The sequence below is a fragment of the Sulfurimonas sp. NWX367 genome (assembly GCF_039667065.1).
GTDB classification, from domain to species: Bacteria; Campylobacterota; Campylobacteria; order Campylobacterales; family Sulfurimonadaceae; genus Sulfurimonas; species Sulfurimonas hydrogeniphila.
This window is the reverse complement of sequence record NZ_JALCZM010000002.1, coordinates 416658-440400: the sequence shown is the minus strand read 5'-3', so window position 1 is coordinate 440400 and position 23743 is coordinate 416658. Positions and strand designations below refer to the sequence as shown.

General features: G+C 38.1%; 25 protein-coding genes. 9 read left to right on the top strand and 16 right to left on the bottom strand.

What is annotated here, in order from left to right:
- Positions 1-4: 4 nt before the first annotated feature.
- The 4 genes from MNY28_RS06890 to MNY28_RS06875 all read left to right on the top strand — a co-directional run bounded on the left by MNY28_RS06890 (position 5) and on the right by MNY28_RS06875 (position 3919).
- Positions 5-913 carry a thiamine pyrophosphate-dependent enzyme gene (locus MNY28_RS06890; protein WP_346389313.1) on the top strand — a complete coding sequence of 303 codons (909 nt, stop codon included), beginning with the start codon at positions 5-7 and terminating at the stop codon, positions 911-913.
- A 1-nt stretch (position 914) separates the two neighbouring features.
- Complete coding sequence (locus tag MNY28_RS06885; RefSeq protein ID WP_151901052.1) at positions 915-1625, top strand: 2-oxoacid:acceptor oxidoreductase family protein; 711 nt, start codon at positions 915-917, stop codon at positions 1623-1625.
- Between the two features lie 385 nt (positions 1626-2010).
- Entirely contained in the window at positions 2011-3267 is a 1257-nt protein-coding gene (gene tig, locus MNY28_RS06880; protein WP_346389312.1) for a trigger factor, read from the top strand.
- A 7-nt stretch (positions 3268-3274) separates the two neighbouring features.
- A complete protein-coding gene (locus MNY28_RS06875; RefSeq protein WP_151901055.1) occupies positions 3275-3919 on the top strand; it encodes a leucine-rich repeat domain-containing protein in 645 nt (214 codons plus the stop codon).
- Here MNY28_RS06875 and MNY28_RS06870 read toward each other — a convergent pair.
- A complete protein-coding gene (locus MNY28_RS06870) occupies positions 3912-4187 on the bottom strand; it encodes a GNAT family N-acetyltransferase (RefSeq protein WP_346389311.1) in 276 nt (91 codons plus the stop codon). The genes MNY28_RS06875 and MNY28_RS06870 overlap by 8 nt on opposite strands.
- Positions 4188-4368: 181 nt before the next feature.
- Between MNY28_RS06870 and MNY28_RS06865 the strand changes: the two genes are divergently transcribed.
- On the top strand, positions 4369-4959 hold the full coding sequence (locus tag MNY28_RS06865) for a hypothetical protein (RefSeq protein WP_151901057.1): 591 nt from the start codon (positions 4369-4371) through the stop codon (positions 4957-4959).
- A 139-nt stretch (positions 4960-5098) separates the two neighbouring features.
- Positions 5099-5401 carry a hypothetical protein gene (locus MNY28_RS06860; protein ID WP_346389310.1) on the top strand — a complete coding sequence of 101 codons (303 nt, stop codon included), beginning with the start codon at positions 5099-5101 and terminating at the stop codon, positions 5399-5401.
- Between the two features lie 15 nt (positions 5402-5416).
- Here MNY28_RS06860 and MNY28_RS06855 read toward each other — a convergent pair whose 3' ends face one another.
- From MNY28_RS06855 to MNY28_RS06845, 3 genes are all read right to left on the bottom strand, one after another.
- Entirely contained in the window at positions 5417-5884 is a 468-nt protein-coding gene (locus MNY28_RS06855) for a hypothetical protein (RefSeq protein WP_346389309.1), read from the bottom strand.
- A gap of 1 nt (position 5885) precedes the next feature.
- On the bottom strand, positions 5886-6335 hold the full coding sequence (locus tag MNY28_RS06850) for a hypothetical protein (RefSeq protein WP_151901060.1): 450 nt from the start codon (positions 6333-6335) through the stop codon (positions 5886-5888).
- Positions 6336-6442: 107 nt separating this feature from the next.
- A complete protein-coding gene (locus tag MNY28_RS06845) occupies positions 6443-7573 on the bottom strand; it encodes a DUF819 family protein (RefSeq protein WP_346389308.1) in 1131 nt (376 codons plus the stop codon).
- Between the two features lie 268 nt (positions 7574-7841).
- Here MNY28_RS06845 and MNY28_RS06840 point away from each other — a divergent pair, with 268 nt between their 5' ends.
- Positions 7842-8585 carry a 3'-5' exonuclease gene (locus tag MNY28_RS06840; protein WP_346389307.1) on the top strand — a complete coding sequence of 248 codons (744 nt, stop codon included), beginning with the start codon at positions 7842-7844 and terminating at the stop codon, positions 8583-8585.
- Here MNY28_RS06840 and MNY28_RS06835 read toward each other — a convergent pair.
- On the bottom strand, positions 8563-9915 hold the full coding sequence (locus tag MNY28_RS06835) for a Na+/H+ antiporter NhaC family protein (protein WP_346389306.1): 1353 nt from the start codon (positions 9913-9915) through the stop codon (positions 8563-8565). The two genes, MNY28_RS06840 and MNY28_RS06835, sit on opposite strands and share 23 nt — an antisense overlap.
- A 42-nt stretch (positions 9916-9957) precedes the next feature.
- Positions 9958-10581 carry an acyl-CoA acyltransferase gene (locus MNY28_RS06830; protein WP_151901551.1) on the bottom strand — a complete coding sequence of 208 codons (624 nt, stop codon included), beginning with the start codon at positions 10579-10581 and terminating at the stop codon, positions 9958-9960.
- A gap of 70 nt (positions 10582-10651) precedes the next feature.
- Between MNY28_RS06830 and MNY28_RS06825 the strand changes: the two genes are divergently transcribed.
- Positions 10652-11344, top strand: coding sequence for a L,D-transpeptidase family protein (locus MNY28_RS06825; protein WP_346389305.1), 693 nt, complete (start codon positions 10652-10654; stop codon positions 11342-11344).
- A gap of 8 nt (positions 11345-11352) precedes the next feature.
- Here MNY28_RS06825 and argS read toward each other — a convergent pair whose 3' ends face one another.
- The 9 genes from argS to rpsB all read right to left on the bottom strand — a co-directional run bounded on the left by argS (position 11353) and on the right by rpsB (position 19888).
- A complete protein-coding gene (gene argS, locus MNY28_RS06820; protein ID WP_151901064.1) occupies positions 11353-12948 on the bottom strand; it encodes an arginine--tRNA ligase in 1596 nt (531 codons plus the stop codon).
- 3 nt (positions 12949-12951) lie between these two features.
- The gene (locus tag MNY28_RS06815) at positions 12952-13182 is read right to left on the bottom strand and encodes a twin-arginine translocase TatA/TatE family subunit (RefSeq protein WP_151901065.1); all 231 of its coding nucleotides are present in this window, start codon (positions 13180-13182) and stop codon (positions 12952-12954) included.
- An 87-nt stretch (positions 13183-13269) separates the two neighbouring features.
- Positions 13270-13890, bottom strand: a complete 621-nt coding sequence (gene gmk / locus MNY28_RS06810) for a guanylate kinase (protein ID WP_151901066.1) — start codon at positions 13888-13890, stop codon at positions 13270-13272.
- Entirely contained in the window at positions 13887-15242 is a 1356-nt protein-coding gene (locus MNY28_RS06805) for a hypothetical protein (RefSeq protein WP_346389304.1), read from the bottom strand. The genes gmk and MNY28_RS06805 overlap by 4 nt, the downstream gene beginning before the upstream one ends.
- A 71-nt stretch (positions 15243-15313) precedes the next feature.
- Positions 15314-16078: a flagellar biosynthetic protein FliR gene (gene fliR, locus MNY28_RS06800; protein WP_151901068.1), complete on the bottom strand. Its 765-nt coding sequence runs from the start codon at positions 16076-16078 to the stop codon at positions 15314-15316.
- A 10-nt stretch (positions 16079-16088) separates the two neighbouring features.
- Positions 16089-16733, bottom strand: coding sequence for an ATP-binding cassette domain-containing protein (locus MNY28_RS06795; RefSeq protein ID WP_346389303.1), 645 nt, complete (start codon positions 16731-16733; stop codon positions 16089-16091).
- Positions 16734-16762: 29 nt separating this feature from the next.
- On the bottom strand, positions 16763-17968 hold the full coding sequence (locus MNY28_RS06790) for an FAD-dependent oxidoreductase (RefSeq protein WP_346389302.1): 1206 nt from the start codon (positions 17966-17968) through the stop codon (positions 16763-16765).
- Between the two features lie 85 nt (positions 17969-18053).
- Positions 18054-19106 carry a translation elongation factor Ts gene (gene tsf, locus MNY28_RS06785; protein ID WP_151901071.1) on the bottom strand — a complete coding sequence of 351 codons (1053 nt, stop codon included), beginning with the start codon at positions 19104-19106 and terminating at the stop codon, positions 18054-18056.
- 2 nt (positions 19107-19108) lie between these two features.
- Positions 19109-19888: a 30S ribosomal protein S2 gene (gene rpsB / locus MNY28_RS06780; RefSeq protein WP_151901072.1), complete on the bottom strand. Its 780-nt coding sequence runs from the start codon at positions 19886-19888 to the stop codon at positions 19109-19111.
- Between the two features lie 302 nt (positions 19889-20190).
- Here rpsB and MNY28_RS06775 point away from each other — a divergent pair, with 302 nt between their 5' ends.
- Positions 20191-21765, top strand: coding sequence for a DUF3373 family protein (locus tag MNY28_RS06775; RefSeq protein WP_346389301.1), 1575 nt, complete (start codon positions 20191-20193; stop codon positions 21763-21765).
- On the opposite strand, the gene MNY28_RS06770 is transcribed toward MNY28_RS06775, so the two are convergent.
- Positions 21762-23699, bottom strand: coding sequence for an EAL domain-containing protein (locus MNY28_RS06770; RefSeq protein WP_346389300.1), 1938 nt, complete (start codon positions 23697-23699; stop codon positions 21762-21764). The two genes, MNY28_RS06775 and MNY28_RS06770, sit on opposite strands and share 4 nt — an antisense overlap.
- Positions 23700-23743 lie beyond the last annotated feature (44 nt).

The following is a 23743-nucleotide window of genomic DNA, read 5'->3' as shown; positions in this document are numbered from 1 at the left end:
TAAAATGAGTTTAAAATATATAACTCCGGCAGAGAGATTTAAAAAATATCTACCAAAAGATTATGTAGAGCTAGTTGACTACGGTCCGTTTGGAAAAACACAAGAAGAAGCCGGACCAGGTAATATGGGGCAGTTTAAAGAGCTCGTTGAAGAGCATCCGATGTGTTCTGGTTGTTGGATGGCATACTACATCAGACTGATTTTTGCTTCACTTCCAAATCCGGAAGATACAGTAACACTGGGTACAGCCGGTTGTGGCCGTTTGGCTATTTCTCAGGCTGCGGTACCGTTTATCTATGGTAACTACGGTGACCAAAATGCTATGGCATCAGGATTGACACGTGCGTTCAGATTACGTTTCCCTGATAAAACAAAAGATGTTATTACTATTGCCGGTGACGGTGGTACTATGGATATCGGATTCTCAATGACTATGCACTCATGGATTCGTGGCGAAAAATTCACGACTATCATGCTTGACAATGAAGTTTATGGAAATACAGGCGGACAATCTTCTGGAATGTCTCCAAAAGGTGCTGTTCTTAAAATGGCTCCAAAAGGAAAAGACTTCGGTAAAATGCCGGCAACAGAGCTTGCCAGAGCAGCCGGTTGTGTCTATACTGTAAGAATGTCTCCGACAAACATCAAAAAAGCGGCTAAGATTATCAGACGTGCAATCTTTGTTGCAAGAGAAGTCGGACCGACATTTATTCATGCATATACATCATGTAATATCGAATATTCAATTCCTACGCATGAAGTGTTTGCTGATGCAAAAGCACAGGAAAAAGATCGTTTTACATTTGAAGAATACATGACTGATGAAGCAAAAGAAGTCATCGAACGTGTAGAAGCTGAAGAAAAAGCAGCAAGAATGGCAAGAAAAGCTCAAAAAACAGAGGCGGTAAATTAATATGGCTGATAAAACAAGAAAAAAAAGATATAACATACGTATTTCCGGATTAGGCGGACAAGGTGTTGTAACTACTGCTCACATCCTTGGTTCAACAATGGATAATGCAGGTCAATATGCATCTTTGGTACCGTTTTTTGGTTCTGAAAAAAGAATGGCACCTGTTGAGGCTTATGTAAGAGCTTCAACAGAGCCGATTTATGAAGTTGGTGAAGTTGTATATCCTGATATTATCATGATTTACCACTCACAGGTTGTAACACACGGTAAGTCTTATACAATGCCGTTTTATACAGGTCTTAAGCCTGACAGTTTGATTATCATCAACTCTGAAGTAAATGTACTTGATGAAGATGATGTAAAAGTTTTAAAAGACTTAAGAGCTACTGTTGTTCAGTTTGATGCAACAAAACTTGCACTTGATACGGCAGGAACAGAGCTGGCAACAAATATGGCAATGATGGGTATGATGCTTGGACTTATAAACCTTGTCAGTATTGAAAACATTGAAACAGCGGTAAAAGAGAGATTCCTGGGAACATCATTTGTATCTTCAGGCGGTACAGCTATGCTTGACTCTGCAATAGAGAAAAAGTTTAAGAAAAAAGAAGAGTTACTCCAAAAAAATATGGATGTAATCAGCAAGACTTTTGAAATGGCAAATTCTATCGATTTGGATACTGCTGATTTAATTATTAAGTTCGACATATAAAAGGATAATAAATGTATTATGTAGCAAAAGTTAATTCTGACATGTGTGCCGAGTACAAGTGTAATACCTGTACTCTGTATTGCCCGGAAGCCAATACACTCATGTTTGATAAAAGCGGAAATACATCTTGGGTTGATGTAGACAGATGTAAAGGGTGTGCATTATGTGTGTACGTATGTACTGATATGCTCAATCGTGATTGTATTACGATGGAAATGCCTAACGTCGAAGCAGTATAATTTCTGTATATATAGGTCATCCTTTAGGGATGGCTTATACCCTCTTAAAATTTAAAAAATCTTTTATTATTTATCCAATTCCTTATAAAAAGTTACTTTTAGACAATAATGTTAAAATAATATAATTAAAAATCAAAAGGACCATAGTGGAAGTCTCAGTAAAAAAAATCGATGATATTAACTTTATCTTGAGTGGTACGATCGAAAACAATATAATAGAAAACAAAGTGGCAGAATTTAAAGAAAAATTAACACAGGGGACAGATAACGATACGTCAAAAAGTGAAAATATTGAGCAGGAAGCAGCAGGCGAAGTTTTCAAAGAATTTATCAATACCGGCATCAAAAAAGCAAATATAGACATAGATACTATTTTGGGACAACCGCTCCTGAAAAAATATGAACAGCAGGAGAACAATGTCTACTTCGAGGTCGCGCTCTCAACAAGTCCTCAAATCAATACAGATATAGACTATAACGATATCATCCCCGACTTCACAAAGCCAAAAGCCGATCCTGCAGCAGTGGAAGCCAAACTTCAGGAGTTTGCACAACAGCAGGCTCCCTTTACCAAAATAGACAAACCGCGGGCAGTAAAAGCAGGTGATGTTGCTGTCATCGACTTTGCCGGTTCTATTGATGGAAAACCGTTTGAAGGCGGCAGTGCAGAAAAATTCAACCTGAAAATCGGCTCCCAATCATTTATTCCTGGTTTTGAAGAACAGATAATCGGAATGGAGTATGGCGAGGAGAGAACCATTACCGTAACCTTTCCGGCAGACTACCAGGCAGAAGATCTGGCAGGAAAAGAGACTAAATTTGCTGTCAAACTTCATGAAATTCAACAGCAGGAAGCCCAAACACCCGATGATGCTTTTGCCCAAAAAATTCTAAGCGATCCCTCTGCAACGCTTGACACACTCAAAGAAAAATTTGCAGACCAGATTATATCCGAAGAACTTTCACAACTGTATATGCAGGAGCTTAAGCCAAAGATAATAAATGCTTTAATTGAAAAATTTGATTTCACACTGCCTGAGAATATCGTCGAGCAGGAGATAGATGCAAAAGTGCGCGAAAAAACAAAAAACTACACAGAAGAAGAGCACAAACAGTTCCTTGAAGACAAAGAGAAATTTCTTCAGCTAAGAGAATCTGTACGTGAAGATGCGAAAAGAGTTGTAAAAACTGCCCTTATCGTTGAAGCTTTGGCAAAAAAAGAAGGAATAGATGTTCATATACAGGAAGTGCATGCCGCACTAGGCTATCAGGCAATGATGACAGGCCAGGATGCCCAGGAACTTGTAAAGTACTATGAAGAGAACAATCTTATGACATCTGCCAAAATGGGTCTTACCGAAGATAAACTTTTTGGAAAACTCCTGGGGTTTCATAATCAGTAAAGATCCAATGATTCAAAAAATCTGGGACTGGGCTGATAAAAACAATATATCTGATTTAGAGTGGATAGCGCATGATTCCTATCTCAAAGGTGGCTATTTCAGAGGACTTCCGAGAGACAAAGAATCATTGCTCGGACTGCAGGAGCTCAATCTTCTTGGCAGTCAGCTTTCAGACTTGCCGCCGGAAATAGCCTGTCTTAAGAATTTAAAAAAACTTTATATGCTGGGAAACCGGTTGAGGAAACTGCCCCCGGAGACAGGCCTTCTGACACAGCTTGAAGAACTTTATCTTGCAGGGAATCAATTGGAAGAACTGCCAAAAGAGATAGGGTCTTTAAAAAATCTGAAACTGCTTCTTTTGCAGGAAAACAGACTCTCAGGCATACCAAAAGAGATCGCTTCGCTCAAAAATTTAAAAACATTGGAACTGGGCGCAAATCAGCTTTCATCCCTTCCTGCTGAAATCGGACAATTGACAAATTTAACCAAGTTGACTTTCTGGAAGAATCGGCTGAGCACCCTGCCTGACGAGATTGAAAATCTGCTAAACCTGGAAGAGCTGGACTTCACTTACAACAGGCTTTCATTAACCCAAGGGCATGCCCTGTGGCTGGACAGGCTTATGCAAAAAGGCTGTTGTGTTTCTATATAAACAGGTGACTCTTGTCAGGATTTTTTTCCTGATATTTGACAATATACGAACATTGCGCCACAGCTTTTTTATTCTCTTTTTCTATCTCTTTGAGCACATCTTCAAGCAAAGCTTTTGCAAGACCTTTTCCCGCCAGTTCTTGCGGTACAATAGTATGTGTCAAGTGCATCTTGCCATCCTGATCATCATATGTTATATAAGCTACATGTCCCTCTATATGGTATTCGTATCTGCACTCATCTGGATTGTGAATTAAAGTATTTGACATCTCTTTTCCTTTTTTTTCTATAATTTTATCATGCTAAATTTAAAAAGAAACTACCCTGTCAATTACATAAATTTCACAACCTTTATATAAGCCTAAGAAATGAAGATGTTTTCTTCTTTAACTTCAAATTACTGTAGTTTTATCTAAAATACAAAAAAAATTATTGTGAGGTACTGATTATATGGCTACTCAAGAAACAAAACGGTATATGGAAATGCAAATGCAGGAGCTTAAAGAAGCCTGTGCCGCAAATGAAGAAGAAAAAAACCCTGCTCCAAAAAAAGCAAACAACAATAGGGACAAAAATGCTGAAATTGCAAAACTCTATGAAGATGCAGCCGAGTATGAAGAAGATTTAAAAGGCTTTCAAGAAGAACTTGAAATAGTCAATGCAAATGAATTTAAAGATATTCCCGACTTGTTAAAAGAAAAATTCTCAACACAGGAGAGAGACTATGCACAAGAGATAAGAACTCTTTTGGAAGCTACATGGGCACACTATGTAAATGTGGAAAAAACACATCCTCAGGAGCAGCTTGATATTATAAAAACAACTGCGTTACATGAAATTGTCACAGCACTTGCCAAAGCCTACCCTGATTATGAAGGTGATTTTGAGTCAGATATAAAAGAGATACTTGTCAAGAGATGGGAAATGCTTATAGCAATCAAAAAAGAGCATATCAAAGAAGAGATAGCAGAAATCAAAATATTAGGTCTTAAGCCGAATTATGTCCAAAGAATCTATAAACAGTTTCATGGCATAGAATAAGAAAATATGATGTAAGAGCAGTTTTTCGTTTTTTACACACTTTTGTCATGTTTCAGAAAAAGAGTTCTCATATCTGCATGGATACTGTTAACTTTGCTATAATTATTCTATAGACGATATTATTTCAGGAGAGTTTGTTATGGACACAGTAACGAAAGAAAAATTAGAGAAAGTTGTTACACTGGTAAACAAAGCGATGGTAGATCCGGATATAGATATTGATTATTGTATACCCGGTGTTGAAACAACGGTAAAAGAGTGTGATGTATCAGAAACCCCTTTTGTATTAGTTACCTATGTTTTGGGTGATTACAACAAACATACACGTAAAATTCATTTGGATGCAACCTTATTGAGGGAAACACCCGAGGAGATCGCCAACAGAATAACATTTTCCATTGAAGAGTTCAAAGGTGAAATAGATTCTGTAGAGATGGGCTGATGCCCTCTCTGTTTTTTATTTTACAGTAAAAGGAATTTCATCCAGTGAAAAATCTTTTAATTTGGAAGTTATCCATTCATACTCTTTAGAATTTTCATTGACATAAAAATAAAGTGCTCCGCCGTCTTCGTCATTTTGGACAAGAATATTACTCTCGTTTTGCAACTCCCAGGCAGCCAAGCCTTCATATTGTGTGAACTCTTTTGCAAGCACATAGCTTTGCAGTGTTATTCCCTTTTCCAGTGAATAAAAAAGAAATCTTTTCGAAGCGATATCTGAAACTTTGACAGGAACAGATGAATTTAAATTAAATATTTTATACTCAAAAGCATCCAATAATTCGGACAAAAACTCTTGACTCCATGCCATAACTTTTTTCATACATTGAGAAGTTTCAGGATCTAAATTGTCTCTGTCCAAATAAAATGTATTATAATCCTTACAGATATTACTGTATTCAATGCCAATGCCTATTTTTTTCAAACTAAACTTCTTTTACCACTTTTACATCATTTCCGACTGCAATTCCGCCGTATTCAAGAGGCGTTACAAAAAGACCGCGTTTTCCTTTTATCAGTGCAGGAAGTTCAGGAGCGAATGCATACAGATACCGGTAATCTTCACACGGCCCGTTAACTTCAAAAAGCATCTCGCCGATCTCTATTATCGAACCTTTGTTGAGATGATACAGGTCAACATCCACGTAAATATCTTCCATTAAAAGCCCTCTTTCAAACACAAGTTCTGCATCTTCTATGATGTCATAACTTTTTTTTGAAACCAAAACCATTGGCTTCACTTCACCGTTGTCATAGTCTCTGCTCCCAACAATTCCGTTCTCATCGCAATCAAAGTCTTCACATTTCATACGATGCCCCGCACGCATCATATCAGGCATCGTCACAAACAACGATAATACTTTTCCCTCTGTCATTTCTTATCCTTCATATCATTATAAAATTTTAATGATAGTAACATAATTTGTCTGTAGCCTTATTACTAATTTTAATTAGATAAATAAAATAATAATAGATAAATTCTCTACTGCGTGCTGTAAATAAGTATATATCCGACCAAAAGCCCGCCAAAAGTTCCTATCAAATACCCCATTATTGCCATCAGTACACCTATACTTACAAGTGCTTTGTTGTAAGTTGCCGCAAGAATTGGTGCCGAAGCCACACCGCCTATGTTTGCCAGAGAGGCAACCGAGATACTGAATAAATCGAGCTTGAATATTTTTGCCCCTGCCACCATTATCAATGCATGCACAAGCAAGACGGCAAAACCGGCAAAAACATACATGCCAAGACCACTGAAGCTTTCTATGACAGCACGAGAACCTATCAGTGCTATTAAAATATAGAGCATGGTTGTTGCCACTTCGTTTGAACCGTTTATAAACCGTAATTTTGTAAAAGAGCCGAGCACCCCTAAGAGTGTGGAAAAAAGAACAATACTTGTCGTTGTATTGAGTATCACCAATTTTTCGGCTATTATCTGAGAAAACAGAGATGCTCCGAGTGCCAGAAGAATTAGGAGCCAGTATCTTTTGGCACCCACAGAACAGGCACAACCGATTTTATCCAGATAGGCAAGTTTTTCTTCACTCTTTGTAAACCTGTTGAATATTTTTGCAAAAGGGACCAAAAAAAGCAAGAGCATCACCCATACAGTATAATTGACACTGTCCACAACAAGAGCATAGGCAAAGGCATCTTCATTTACATGTAAAGCACTTCCGACAGCGATCATATTTGCCGTACCTCCCATCCAACTCCCTGCGAGTGCGCCAAATGCTGCTGCTGTTTCTTTGTCAAACCCAAACAAATATGCAACGGCTATAAAGGCAAAAGCAATGGAAAAAACAGCTAAAACATAAGCGATTAAAAGCGATTTTCTGAGCTTGAAAAAATGCTTAAAATCCACTTCCAGAAGCATCAAAAAAAGCATTGCCGGCAGCAGATTCGTTTTTGTCAGTCTGTAGACAGCTGTAATCTCCTGATTTTGCGCAAACACTCCCGAAGAGGCAAGCAGCATAGAAAAAGCATATATCAGCACAACAACAGGAATATACTCGAAAAATTTGTGTTTTGTTTTGATTTGTGCAAAGCTGAGTGCTGCTACAAGTAAAGCAAGTGTAAAAAGATATACCAAAGGAGAGTCAATCAAAGCTTTAACCTACTTTTTCATTAGTATATCATATAATAGCGACATGGTAAATCAAAGCAAATTAGCCTGGGGTAAAACCTCACTGCCATTAAGTTGAGAAAATTAATGCTTTCTCGGAACCGGTACTTCAGTGCCGGCTGTTGCAATAGTCTTGCCACTTTCAGCCGGCACTGAAGTACCGGTTCCAAATAAATGCTTAACTTAATGGCAGTGAGGTTTTAACCTAGGTTCCAATATGCTTTATAATATAATTAAAAGTGAAACTCTGATGGCAAAAAAATATGTGATTTTAGATACAGAAACAACAGGTACAAATGAAGAAGACAGAATAATTCAACTCGGTTATATGGTTTTAGGCACAAAAGAGATAGAAGTGCATAACGAATTTTGTTCTGCTGATATTGCTATAAAATACGGTGCGATGGAAGTGCATGGGATTACGCCTGATTTGATTGAAGGCAAGCCCCCTTGTGTAGAGACACAGGCATACAAAAGACTTCTGGAATTAAATACTGCAGAGAATTATCTCATCATTCACAATGCCCCTTTTGATATAACAATGCTCGAAAAAGAAGGCTTTGTAACACAGATGAAAGTTATAGATACGCTAAGGGTTGCAAAACATGTTATGCCGGATGAAGAGGCGCACAGACTGCAGTATTTTCGCTATAAAATGGAACTCTACAAAGAAGAAGAAAAAGAGGCCGAGGCACTTGGCATCGTTGTCAAGGCCCATGATGCCATCGGTGATGTCCTTGTCTTGAAACTCTTTCTCTCTAAACTCAAAGATATTGTCCAAGAACAGTTTCCAAATGAAAATCCTGTTGAAAAGATGGTCGATTTAACCAACACTCCTATTTTGGTACAAACATTCAGATTTGGAAAACACAAAGGCAAAAGTCTTGAAGAAGTTGCAAGTGAAGATGCAGGATATCTGCGATGGATGTTGAAGAATATGGAAAATATTGATGAAGATCTGCGCTACTCTATCAACTACTACCTGGAGTCATAAATCCAAACAGTATAAACAGAAAAAAAGCAATAAAACCGCTTATAAGCGCATAAGGGAGTTGTGTCTTTACATGTTCGATTACCTCACAATCACTTGCCAAAGAGGAGATAATTGTCGTATCAGAAATAGGAGAACAGTGATCCCCAAAAACACCGCCGCTGATAACCGCTCCTATTGCCAAAGCCACATCAGCATCCATCCCAACAGCCATCGGTACGGCTATGGGTATCATAATGCTGAAAGTACCCCAGGATGTTCCTGTGGAAAAGGAGATGATGCTGCTGAGCAAAAATATCACACCGCTTAAAAGAAACAGACTCAGAGACTCATTGGCAAGTGAAGCCAGATACTCCCCTGTTTTCAAGTCAACCGTTACTTCTCCTATAGCAAAAGCAAAAAGCAGTATCACAGCAATCGGAAAAAGTTTTTTGGCGCCAATGTAAGCGCTTTTTGTATAAGTTTTTACAGACATGTTTTTTGTCCCGACATAATAGAGAAACATTACACTCAAAGTAGCAAGCATTGTATAGTAAATAGAAGTCGAACCGCTTCCTTTGAGCATATTGCCCTCTCCCGTTATGTATAAGAATACAAACACAAATGCAATCATCAAAAAGATCGGGATAAGCATATAATTCATACTCACATGCGCGTTTACATGTAAAGCAGTTTTGGCTAAAGACGGCTTGGCATGTTTCATCGCACCAATGTCAATATTAAACCAAACAGCCAAAAAAGTGACGACTAAAGCACTCATGGCATAAAAATTATACATGACGCTATGGAGTAATAAATTTACATTATCACCTTCTATGATGCCTGTTTGTATTTGCGTCGCAATCAGTCCGAGCAAAAGCGCACCCCAGCCATTAAGAACAATTAAAGAGCTGACAGGCGCAGAAGTGGAGTCACAGACAAAAGCCAGTTTGGCATGCGGCACTTTTTCTTTGTCGCAAAGCGGTCTGCCGACAGCTCCTGCTATTAAAGCAGTTATAGAAGATTCTATAAAAATCAATACACCGATAAAATAACTGACAAGCAAAGCGGAACGGGGAGAATTGACAAGTCTTGTTTTTTGGGTCATAAAAGAGACAAATCCGTTAATGCCTCCGCTTTTTTGCATCAACTCCATAACGCTTCCGACAAGCACTGCAAAAGCCAGTGTCTTAAGTATCCACCCTTCACTTAACAAAGAGAAAAAAAGTGCAACTAGAGCATCAGCCGTTGCAAGGAATGAAAAACCATGCAGAAAAAAAAGTCCTAAAAATATACCGCCAGATAAAGAGAGTACAATATTTTTGGTATAGAGCGCCAAAATAATGGCTAACAAAGAAGGGAGAACCGAGAGAGAAGAGAGTTCTATAAGAAGCCTTTAGAATTCCATAGCCAGAAGCATAACACCGGCTCTGCCAAAAATTTCTCTGTACGCATCACACTCTTTTTTATCGACAATTTCAAAGCCGAGTCTCTTATAAAAAAGTTCTGCTTCCAAAGACCCTATCTCTATAACGGTCTGTACAATACTGTAGCCCTTGAGTCTTGCAGTGAGCAGACTTTTTTGCATCAATGCTTTGAGTACACCCACATCAATAAATCCCTCAAGTTCTTCCATAAAATCAAACATCAATCTGCTTTTGCTTGTATTAAAACTGCATTCATACACAACTTCCAACGGTTTTTGGATCTCATCACCGCAACCTATCTCTTTAAGGGCCTCTTCAAAAGCCTCTTTTGTTGCAATTCTGGGCTCATAGCTGCATAAGCTTCCCACACTCTTTCCGTCCATTTGCGCTATTAAAAAATTTTTGTAATGGCAATGGCTTTTTGACTGTGTCTGTGTAAGCTTTTGTAGTTTTTCCAAGACTTCTGTATCATTATCTGTCCCAAAAAGCACATCAAAAAGACCCTTCTTTTTCCCTGCCCGTGAACTTTGTAAAATCATTTGTGCTAAAAAAGAAGCATCTTCAGCCGTAGCCTGTTTTATTTTAAGACTCATTGTTTTATCCAAACTTTAATTTTATCTATTTTACTCTTGACATCGTATAATAGTAATAGTACCATACTTTATGATAAAAAGTTTCTTAATTACAGCAAGTTTGTCAATTTTCTTGTTTTCTTCCCAGCAAATAGTGCTCGTTGTTGCCAATGATATGAACAGTTCATCGGCAAAACTCGAATGTTATGAGGGCTCAAACAAAGTCTTTGAGACAATGAGCGTCAATTTGGGGAAAAATGGATTAGGCTGGGGTGCAGAAAGCAGGGAATTTCAAAAAAATCCTGATGAAGCGTTGAAATATGAAGGTGACAAAAAAGCACCTGCAGGGATTTTCAGCCTAAGTGCAATTTTTGGTTACGCTCCAAAAAGCAATTATAAAATGCCCTATCTTTATGCTGAGAAAAATCTGATATGTGTTGATGATACAAACTCAAATTTCTATAATCAGATAATTATGGCACAGGGAGATGAAAAAAGCTTTGAATATATGAGACGAAACGATGTCCAGTACAAAACAGGCATAGTCGTTGATTATAACAAAAAGTCAGCAAGAGGAAGAGGTTCATGTATATTTATGCATATTGAGCGTGCACCGAAGAGTCCCACTGTCGGCTGTACTTCCATGAGTGAAAAAGATATAAAAAAGATTGCCGGCTGGCTCGATAAGAAGAAAAACCCTGTTTTAGTGCAGATTCCAAAAAAATCCGCTAAAAAGGTTCTCAAACTTTATCCGCAGCTGAAAAATTCCGAATTGCTCAAATAAAAAGAGGATTACTCCTCTTCTTTAGACATTTTATCTTTGGCTGCAATACCCATAAGTGAAAGTCCTGTTTTTATACTCAACGCAACCATCAGCATGAGCTTTAAAAGCTTTGCTTCATCTTCTGTACCGATCATGCGCACATCATAATAAAACTTATGCAAAGAAGCTGCCAGAGATTTCAGGTAATCAGTTAATTTCTGCACCTGTCTTGTGTTAAAAGCATCTTCAATGATTTCAGGCAGCAAAAGTGCATCAAACAATAGTGTATCTGCATTTTCTCCAAGATTTTTCAAACTTGCATTTGCAATATCCTCTTTGGACACAGTTGCTTTGGAGAGCAGTGTCTGAATACGTGCATGTGCATATTGAATATAAAATATAGGATTCGAGCTGTCCTGTTTTTTAAACTCTGCCAAATCAAATTCGAGTGCGGTATCGCTCTTTTTCGATGCAAAAATAAAACGCAGAGCATCTGCACCTATCTCTTCGACTATATCACTCATAAGTATGACATTGCCGGCACGCTTACTCATTTTATACGGTTCGCCGTCTTTTAAAAGACTTACCATCTGAGAAAGCAGCACTTCAAGTTTTTTTGAGTCATATCCAAGATATTCAACTGCTGCCTTCACACGGGCAATGTATCCGTGATGATCCGCTCCCCAGATATTAATATAATGATCATACCCGCGTTCAAATTTTTGATTGTGATAGACTATATCGCCGGCAAGATAAGTCGGGCGACCGTCTTCACGGACAACAACTCTGTCTTTTTCATCACCTTTAGCCTCTGAAGCTATCCAGAGTTTGCCCTCTTTTTCATAAATGCCGTCGCCCATTTTTTGCATCACTCTGCCCCAGTCAGCATACAAAGTTGATTCATACACAAAAGTGTCAAAGAAAATATTCAAATCACCCAAATCTTTGACAATGATTTTCATCACTTCATCTTTTGCCCAAAGCGCCAACTCTTTTTGACGAGATTCATCATAAAAAATTTCTCTGCCGAATTTTTCCATTGCATCACGGGCAAGTGCATCCAAATACTCTCCGCGGTAATAACTCTCAGGATATTCTACCGTTTCATCTAAAAGATGATCTCTTGCATAAAGCTGAATAGAAAGTCCAAGCAGATCAATCTGATTGCCGGCATCATTTACATAATATTCGGCTGTTATATCATATCCGAGATGTTTTGCCAGACGGTACAGAGTATCGCCGTAAACAGCACCTCTTGCATGACCGATATGCAGAGGTCCGGTTGGATTTGCACTGACAAATTCTAAAAGTATTTTTTGGTTTTTTTCCTGTTTTGCAAACTCTGCAGGATTCTCCAAAGCCCAGGAAGCATACTCAGCTAAAAAATCTTCACTTAAACGAAAATTCAAATAGCCTTTGACGGCCTCTACTTTGGAAAATACTTCACTCTCTTCAAAAGATGAAGCCAGTTCATCCGCAATGACCATCGGAGATTTTCTGAGTTCTTTTGCCAAAGAAAATGCTATAGGAGTAGCAAAGTGACCAAAAGAACGATCACGTGGCTTTTCTAAAACAACTTCACGACCTATTTTTTCGCGTAATAACGCCGATACACGTTGTTTCAATGTTTAGGCTTGTGTTGTAGATTTAGGAGTTGATTCAGTAGAAGCTACTTCATCACTTTTTTCAACTTTTTTCGGTGTCTCAACTTCTACTTCATCAACCTCTTTCATTTCTGCTTTGAAGTTTTTGATTCCTTTTCCGAGACCTTTTGCTAAATCAGGTATCTTTTTTGCTCCAAATAATAAAACGATAATTCCGAAGATTATCAGTAGTTCAGTTCCACTAGGCATTCCCATATTTTTTCCTTGTTATAAATTATGTTGTGAAGTATAACTCACATTTGCTGTAAATTCTCTTATCACTATATATTATGTTTTGAAGTTTTACAAATCTTCCCATTTTTGGACAAATTTGTTAATCTCTTCATTTGATTTTTTAAATCTTGCAACAGTTGCAATAAGACGCAGTTTTTCAGCAGCAGCATCCAAATCATCATTTATCAAAAGATATTCATACTCAGAGACTCTCTGAATTTCACGTCTGGCCATTTGAATTCTGCGTTCTATCACTTCCTGCGCATCCGTCTGTCTGTTTTGCAGTCTTCTTTTCAATTCACTCAGTGTCGGTGGCGTAATAAACACAGAAGTTGTAATATCCCCGAGCCGACTGTTAATTGCACTGTTCCCCTGCACGTCTATGTCAAAAATAACCAGTTTTCCTTCAGAGAGCGCTTTTTTAACCGGCTTGAGTGAAGTTCCGTAGTAATTTCCATGCACAATGGCATACTCTAAAAACTGATCTTCTTCTATCTCTTTTTTAAACTCTTCTTCATCCACAAAATAATAATCCACACCATCCGCTTCTCCCTCTCTCATAGGACGTGTTGTTGTAGATATGGAAAAATAACATTCACCGATATCATCGATAATTTTATGGATTAAAGAACTTTTTCCCGCCCCGCTTGGACCGGAAAGAACCAAAACTGCCCCGTGAATAGCACTCATGAGTTGTCACCCAATGTAATATTTATACTGATTTTCATTCCTTTCATAGATGCTGCAACATCTTTGTCACTGAGTGCCTCAAGAAGTTTTTTCAGTGCTTCGACTCCACTGTTTTGTTCTTTATTCTCCTCTTCAGACTCTACTGTTTCTTCAGGTTCCAAAAGATCCGTCTCTTCTGCTGTTTCTTCCTCTGTCTCTTCTCCAAGAGCCTCTTTTAAATCTTTGCTTGTCAGGCTCTCCAACGGATCAATCTCGTTTTTTGCTATTTGAAGCAGAGTATCTTCATCCAGTTCGCTCTCTAAATCTTCTTGTGTCAGATTTTCAACAGCATTTTGAATTTCTTCTTCCAGGCTTGCATCTTCTGCCTCTTGCGGCATCTCTAAATCATCTACAGGATCACGCGAAATATCGACATCTGCTTCGTCTTCCAAATCCAATGCCAGATCCATTGCCAGGTCACCCTCTTGGGCATTGAGTTCATCTGTGACAATTTCGTCTATTTCCTCTTCAAGCTCTTCTACTGTTGCTGTATCGAGTTCTTGCAGTTCTTCGTCTTCAAGTGCTTTGACTTCCTCTTCCAAATCAAAACTCTCCTCCTCTGAAATATCAGCGTCTGCTTCATCTTCCAGATCCAATGCCATGTCATAAGCCTCCATGAGATCCTCTTCTTCGGCAGATGCCTCTTCTGCTTCCGGTTTTTGCTCCGGTGCCTCTTCATCCAAAGACTCATCCAGGGAAAACTCTTCTTCATTTAATCCCATCTCATCCAGTTCCAGACTCTCAAGATCATTTTGCACTTCCTCATCAAAAGAGAGATCTTCTTCATTTTCATCAAGCAGATCTTTTACCTTCTGTGCCTCTTCATCATCCAGTACGCTTTCACCGAAATCTTCTTCATCATCATCCAAAATCAACTCATCATCCAGGTCCAAATCATCAGTCAGCGTATCCAAATCACCCAAATCATCCAATTCTTCTATTTCATTCTCTTGTGCATGCAGTTCTTCAACCGGCATCTCATCTGCTTCTTTTTTGATTTCTTTTTCCAACATCATAAAAAGTTCTACCAAATCAGTCGGTAAAAAAGGTTTTTTCAGTATTGATGAAAAAGAATCTCTCTCTTTGGCATCTTTTGCACATATAAACAGTGATTTCTTATATTTTATTTTTGCCTCTAATTCATGCAGTAAATCATCAGTGTAAACACTGTCATCAACAATAAGCAAATCATAATCATGTGACGAAATCTCCTCAAGACCAGAGGCTGTTTCTACTTCATCAGAAGTTTTTTGTGCACTGAGCGTCACTAATTTATTTACAACGGGATTATCATTTAAAAGCAGTATTTTCACGCATATTCCTTTGGATGATCTATTGATTGAATTTCAAAAATCTCTATTAGCACTATTGTATCAAAAAAAAACTAAAAAAGTATTTCCAAAGAGTTAAATGCTTCTTGAATTTCTCCCTTGAGTAATAGCATAATTGTAGTAAAAGTTGCTATAAGCACGACAAAAGCCACCATTATTTTAATAGGAAAACCAATGACCAGAAGGTTAAACTGAGGCATTGTCTTCATAAGCATCCCAAATATGACATCGGCCAGCCATGAAAGTGCAATTACGGGAAAAGCAATAATAAAACCGACCAAAAACATGTTTGATGCCGCATGCATAATGTAGTGAAACAGATCTTTACTCATCATAAAACCGCCCAGAGGCACTGTTTTTAAAGAATGGTCGACAAAAAGCAGCATCCAGTGATGCAGATTGAGTACAAGCAAAATCATTAAGCCCATCAAAGAGAGAAACTGAGAAATTATAGGCATTGAAATGCCTGACTGCGGATCAATAGCACTTGCCATCGAAAAGCCCATCATAAAAGATATTTGACCGCCTGCAAAAGTAATGACATTATAGGCAAGCTGCAATACAACGCCCACTGACAGACCCAGCAAAAGTTCACCCAGTATAGCAATGACAACAGTAGGCACATCAATACTTATATGCAGGGGAGGCATAGAAGAGTAAAAAACGACTGTAAAGAAAAAAGCCATGGTCGCTTTAATGTTCATTGGGATATTTTGATGATTGAAAATAGGCACAGCAATAAACAATCCGGCAAAACGAAAAAAAAGCAAAAGAAAGGCTACTACATTCGTTTCGTTAAGTATCTGTGTCCATCCCACTTTTCTAACCTTATTTAATTGGTTTCAATGCTTTGTCTTCAAGTTTATAGACTCGTTTACACATGTTGGCCAGACTATTGTCATGCGTTACAAGTATCATACCGGCATCATTCTCCTGACAATAATCAAAAAAAAGTTTCATTACTTCCGCAGCCGTTTTATTGTCAAGATTTCCTGTCGGCTCATCGGCAAATATTATTGAAGGTTTTTTTGTCAAAACCCTTGCAATAGAGACACGCTGTTGCTGTCCGCCTGAGAGTTCCGTGACTTTTTGGTGCATGCACTGCTCGATTTCCAAATCTTTGATTAAACTGTTGTCTATCTCTTTTTGTGAAAGAATTTGGGCAACTTCAAGATTTTCATAGGCGGTAAAGCCTTTAAAAAGATAATGGGATTGAAAAACTATACCGAGTTTGTTTCGTTTTATAAGCGTCAGCTCTTTTTTACTCATAGAGGCTGTCTCTTTTCCAAAAAGCGCAACAGTCCCCTTCTTTGGTTTCAAAAGAGTAGATAAAAGATGCAGCAACGTAGACTTTCCGCTCCCGCTCATACCGATAATAGCAATACTTTCATTACTTTCAAGAGAGAGGGAAACGTCAGAAAAAAGCTCATATTCAAATGAGTGTGATAAATTTTTGGCAGATAATAGATTCATAGGGCTATTATATTCTACTCTTGCTTATTTTAAGCATTAAAAATTTTATCACAGCCTTTTTTTGAACGTCTGTCCAGTTTTATAAAATAGACTTTTTCAATAAATTTTTTCATAACAAATGCCACAAATCCGCTGATGTATATATTGGAAATTTTTCCTGCTGCATACCTGCGTCCCAGGGCAATCAACATACCACGTGAACGGATATCATGCGCTTTGAGATTTTTGTTTGTGCCGATACGCATAATATTTTCACTGCACAACTCTGCCATCTGCTCAGCAACATCTGCCGTAGGTGCTATTAATTCACCTTTATTATACAAAGTGGCACAGTCACCTATGGCAAAAACCTCTTTTTTTGAACCTGCCTGCAGATACTCATTAATATTTAAAAAACCCCTTTCATTTTTCGGCAAGTCAAGTTTATAGATAAGTCCGTTTGGCTCAATCCCTCCGGCAAAAATCATAAAATCCATAGGTATGGTCTCTCCGTTGCTCAGTGTAACACTCTCTTGTGTTAAAGAGACCACTCTTGCCTTTGATTTTATAACGACTTCGAGATCCAGCAATCTTTTGTGAGACTTTTCGACTAAAAAATCATCCAAACCTTTGAGTATCTGCTTTGATGAACTGACAAGGACTATATTTAATTTTCTGCATAAAAAATTATTTTCACAATAAAACTCTTTTGCATATGATGCCATCTGTGCCGCTATTTCAACACCGCTCAGTCCTGCACCGGCAACCACAATACTCAAAGCCTTACATGTAACACCGCTCTCCTGTACTTTTTTAAAAAGTGACATTTCAAACTTTTGTTTAAAATACATCGCACGATGCAATGCCTTGACTCCATGAGCATACTCTTTGAGACCCTCAATACTGTTGACAAATTTTGTCCGTGCACCCACAGCTATAATAAGATAATCATAAGAAAACCGTTGTGTATCAGTAATGACTTTTTTATTTTCAAAGTCAATATTTTCGACTTCCTGTTTGTAAAAACTGACATTTCCCTCAAAACCGCTGCAGTAGGTAAAAAGATCGACACTCACTTTTGCAAAATCTTTTTCATTGGCAATAAGCTCATACACATCTGTCTGCATAAAATGATAGGCATTTTTATCAAAAAGTGTAATTTGATTGTTTTTGTCTTTGGCAAGATTTTCTACAGCCCTGAGACCGCCGTAACCGCCGCCGATAACAATGATTTTATTATAATTATTTATACTCATGCAAAAAGTATAGCATAAAATTCAGGAAAACGGAGTTTTTAAAAAAGGGAGGGGTTTGTAGTAAGAAATGAGTCAAGCCAAAGGCTTAGCTCATTTGTGCTGCAACTTCTGCTGCGAAGTCGTCTTCTTTTTTCTCGATTCCTTCACCTACTTCAAGGCGAATAAATTCAGTAATCTCGGCAGTACCGCCGCATGCTTTTGCTGCTTTTTCAACTGCCTGAGCTACAGTTAATTTGTCATCTAAAACATATTGCTGGTCTAAAAGTGCCTGTTCCTGATCAAGAAGTGTGTTGTCTAAAATAAAACGGGCAATTTTACCAGGAATAATTTTGTCTAAAATTTTCTCAGGTTTTCCCTCTGCAAGCAATTCTGCTTTGATATCAGCTTCAGCCTGCTTCATCACTTCATCAGTGAGTTGCATCATAGAGATGTATTTAGGTACATTTTTCAAAGGTTTTCCGAGTCTTTGCAACTCTTCATTCTCTTTTTTCAGTGCCTCAATACGACCCTGTGTTTCACTTGCAACATACTCAGGATCAAAATCTTTATAGCTGAGTGTTGTCGGTTTCATAGCCGATGCATGCATAGCAATTTGTTTCAATGTATCTTTCATGCACTCCGCAGTCTTTTCACTGTCACATTTTGCTTTTACAATAACGGCTATACGGCTGTTTGAGTGGATATATCCGTTTAATGCCTCATCCGGAGCAGCTGTAAGCGTACCAAAACGGCGTACTTCGATTTTTTCACCGATTTTCGTTACAGTTTCTGTAAACTTGGCACCGAATTCACTTGCCATAAGCGCATCAACATCAGCAGGCTGATTGTTGTATACCTCTTCTGCCGTATCTTTTACAAGATTTTGGAAGCCTTCGTTTTGTGCAACGAAATCTGTTTCAGAATTTACTTCAACCACAGAAGCTTTCGAGTTGTCATCAGCCATTTTCAGTCCAACAAGACCTTCAGCCGCAACACGGTCAGCTTTTTTGGCTGCTTTGGCGATGCCGCGCTCTTTTAAAAGCTCTTTCGCTTTTTCCATATCTCCGTCAGCTTCAACTAAAACTTTTTTACAATCCATCATCGGTGCATCAGTTGCCTGACGCAACTCTTTTACCATTGCTGCTGTAACTGCTGCCATAATTATGCTTCCTCTGTAGTTTTTTCTTCAGTTGCAGGAGCTTCTGTAGCTGCTGTTTCTTCACTTACAGCTTCTTCTGTTTGCTCTTGCTCTGCCGGTGCATCGCGAAGTGCTTTTCCTTCATTGATAGCTGCTGTCATTTCACGACAAAAAAGCTGAATAGAACGGATAGCATCGTCATTACCAGGAATAGGATATGTGATAAGATCCGGATCACAGTTTGTGTCAAGCGGTGCTACAATTGGAATATCTAAACATCTTGCTTCCAAAACTGCAATATGCTCTTTTACCGCATCAACAACAAAAAGCATATCAGGAAGTTTTTTCATATCTTTGATACCACCGAAATACTGCTCAAGTTTGTCTTTTTTGCGAGAAAGCATTAATGCTTCTTTTTTCGTCAAAAGATCTATCTGTCCGTTTTCCTGCATTTGTGTAATCACATCAAGTTTACGAATAGACTTTTGAATAGTCGGGAAGTTTGTAAGCATTCCACCCAACCATCTGTTGTCTACATACGGCATACCACAAGCGATAGCTGCTTCTCTTACAGAATTACGTGCCTGCTTTTTTGTACCGACGAAAAGAATAGTCTTGCCCTCAGCTGCCGCATCCATAACAATAGTATATGTGTTACGGAAATAACGCAAAGTTTTTTGTAAATCTATAATATAGATATTTTTACGAACACCAAAAATGTATTTTTTCATTTTCGGGTTCCAACGACGTGTCTGGTGTCCGAAGTGTACACCGCATTCTAAAAGGTCTTTCATAGTTACCATAGGGTATCCTTAAAGGTTTTGTTTCAAACCAGAAATTTGTCAGTTGGCTTTGGTAATGTCGAACAATTATCCGTTAAAAAACGGGTTGCACTGACTTTTGACACATACCTGTTAATATTTTCTCTTACATGTAAAAGAAAAATCCGCGAATTATACTAAAACTTTATTTAAAGCCAGCTTTTTTAAAAATATGCAATTTTGCATTTGCATAACAAATATTTATATATATCTGCACTTGTTTAAAAGTAAATTTATCTTAAACAATGTATAGTATCACAGAAACAACACAAAAAAGGGATGAAATGAAGAAACCTCTACTGCTTTCTTTAGCAACTATTGCTATTTTAGGAACAACAAATGTAAATGCCGAATCAATGTATGACAGATTTCAAGCAATGGAACTTGAAATGAAAAAGATGAAAAAAGAGCTTGATGCCCTTAAAGCAAAAGAACAGGCATCTATGATGCAAGAAGAAGATGCTGATGAGGAAGAATCGGCTGATGATACCGAGGCAACAGCTTCATCAGATGAAGAAGATGACGAAGATGATGATGAAATGACGGTAGAAGAGCAGCTCGCAGAGATTCAGGATTCCATTTCTAATCTCAACAGAAACACCAACGGAAATCACATAAAATTCAATGTTGATTACAGATTTGCCGTTGATAATCTTCAGTACAAAATGGCAGACGGCAGCACACAAAAGAACAATGCTTTTATGACAAACAGACTCTGGTTAAATATGAACTGGGCGGCTACAAAACACCTGAGTTTTACCGGTCAGCTTGCATACAACAAAGCATTCGGTGCCAGAAGCGGTGCTTCCAATCCTGCAAATGCCTCTTTTGAAACATTTGACTGGATAGCCAATGAAAATGCCTATAACGATACCTTAAGAGTACGTTCTGCATACTTTTTCTACAAAAACGACACCTTTATGGGCAGTGATATTCCCTGGACATTCAGTGTAGGACGCCGTCCTTCAACAAACGGACATCTTGTCAACCTGAGAGATGATGACCATGCAGCTTCTCCGATGGGGCATACAATCAATGTTGAATTTGACGGATTGAGCTCTAAATTTAATTTAGAGAACGTAACCGGTATTGACGGGATGTATGTCAAATTCTGTGCCGGCCGCGGCATGAGCAATGCAGCACCGAGGTTTAATACAGCCCCTTATGCAGATACAACTTCAAATGCATCTATAGACCTGGTTGGACTGATCTTTACTCCTTGGAGCGACGGACAGTATTCTGTGAATTCCCAGTACTATTATGCAGGAAACCTGATTGATGTTGTCAATCCCGCAAACCAGACACAAGGTTTTCAGACTGTCGGCAACATACACTCATTTACAGCCAACTTTGTGGCAAACGGTATAGGAGACGGAATCAATGACTTTTTAGACGATACACTCTTTTTTGTCAGTGGCGCTGTAAGTATTACAGACCCGGACAAAGGACAGAGCATGCTTGGCAGCGCGGTTGATGAAAGTGTGAAAGGGTATTCTTACTGGATTGGGCTGCAGGTACCTTCACTTGTGACAGAAGAGGGAAGATGGGGAATGGAATTTAATCACGGTTCAAAATACTGGAGAAGTATTACCTACGGTGAAGATACGAACATCGGTTCAAAACTCGCAGCTCGCGGTAATGCATACGAGGCATATTTTACAGAACCTTTGATAGAAGATATTTTATCTTTTCAGATTCGCTATACATATATAGACTATAAATATGCCGGAAGCAACGGCTTCTTTGGAAGCACTTCAGGAAATGCAATGAGCATTGACCAGGCAATTGCAGCCGGTTTAGGTTCCCAGGTCGTAGATACAGCCCAGGATATCCGTTTCTATCTCAGATACAGATACTAGTTTTTGGGTATCTCTTTATCTGGCTCAGCCAGATAAAAACCCTGTACCCGTTCAATATCAAGCGATTTTACTATTTCAAACACCGCTTGGTTATGAACAAACTCCGCTACAATTACCAGGTTTAATTTCTTGGCAAAATCTACAATTGTTTCAACTACTATGCGTGCATTGTTATCTGTTTCAAGATTTTTGATAAGACTGCCGTCAATTTTAATGTAATCAACATCAAGCTTGAGCATATGCTCAAAATTGGAATACCCCGCACCAAAATCATCTATAGAAATTTTACAGCCCAATGTTTTCATCTTGCGTATAAAAACTGAAACCTCTTCATAATTTTCAATCCCTTCCGTCTCAAGAATCTCAAAAACTATTTTTTTGCTGACACCGTATTTTTTAACGGTTTTTTGAATATACTGCACCATCTCTGCATCAAGCATATCATCAATAGAAAGATTGACCGAAAACGATGTGTCTCTGTGCTCAAAATACTGACAGCTTTTACTCAGCATAATCTTTGTTAACTGCGGATAGAGTTTACTTTTTTGGGCAATATCTAAAAACCTGTAAGGACTGACAACTGAGCCGTCTGTCTCTATCAGGCGAATAAGGCATTCATAACTCACCGCTTTTTTCGTTCGGGTATCAAAGATAGGCTGGAAAAAAGGCACTATTCTCTCTTCTTTTATGGCAGCTTTCAGTTTTTTCACCCACTCCATATTTTCTTGATATTTTCTCTCTATTTCAAGTTTTTCATCATACAGCAGAAAATACTTTTTCTGCTCTTTGGCAACTTTAAGGGCAATATCTGCTTTTTCCAACATCTCATTGGGCTGCAAAGTTCCACCCATTGTCACACGGATATAAATCTCGTTTTCTTCATAATGAAATACCATCTGTTCAATCTCTTTTGACAGACTGTTGACAATTCGTATAAAAGTCCTGTGAGAAGGCCTTGCTCTAAAGCACAGCGCAAATTCGTCTCCTGAGAGTCGTGTGACACTGATGTTTTGCTCCTCTTCGACAAAAGCCTGCAGTTTTTTTGCAAATTCTCTGAGGACATAATCCCCTGCAATCTGTCCGTAGAAATCATTTATCTCTTTAAAGTCATCTATATTTAAAATCAGCAATGCCCCGTCATTATTCAAATTTTCTATATTGTAAAAAAGTTTTTTTCTGTTGGGCAACTGTGTCAGATCATCTATAAAAAGCTGTCTTTTCAACTCTACTGTTTTCTTCTCGACTTCTCTTGCCAGATAGGCGTTGATATCTTTTTGTTTTCTTGCATAATCAAATACTTTCTCCTGCATCTCATTTAATGCAGAGACTATAAGCGCGATCTCATTATTCTCTTGTATCGGTTCTATCTTTAATTTTTTCTCCGGTGTAAAACCTTTTAGTATATTGGCAATTTTTCGCAAAGGCTTGAGCAAATTATCTATATAGGCACCAAGAAATATAAATATCAGGAAAAGAATCACAAGCATTTTGAGAAGCAAATGTGTATACTGTTGTATAAGCTGTTCATAATTGTGATTTGAGTAGCTTAAAACAATTGTTCCTATTTTCTTCCTGGAATTTGGCTGAAGAATATCCCATTTGATGGTAAAAAGACTCTGATAATTGTTTTTAGATCTTGTTTCATAAATCAACCTGTCCTTTTCAAAAACCTTCACAGAGAGAATTTCTTTATTTTGCATTAACTGCTTCAGTTTCACATCAATTTGGTTTTCCAGTCCCAGATACATATCTACCGCTATCAAAGGTTCTATTGTTTTTAAGATGAGGGTTGCTTTTTGAAATTCCATATTGTAAAAGGCGTGTTTGTTTATTTTTTCAAATGCAAAAAAAATCCCCCCAATTGTAATAAATGAGGTGATTACGATGGAGCTCATAATCCTGAATGAGAGCGATTTGAATTTTTTTTCTTTCATGCAGCAAGCCTGTTTTTTGCATATATTTTAGCATAAATGTTATG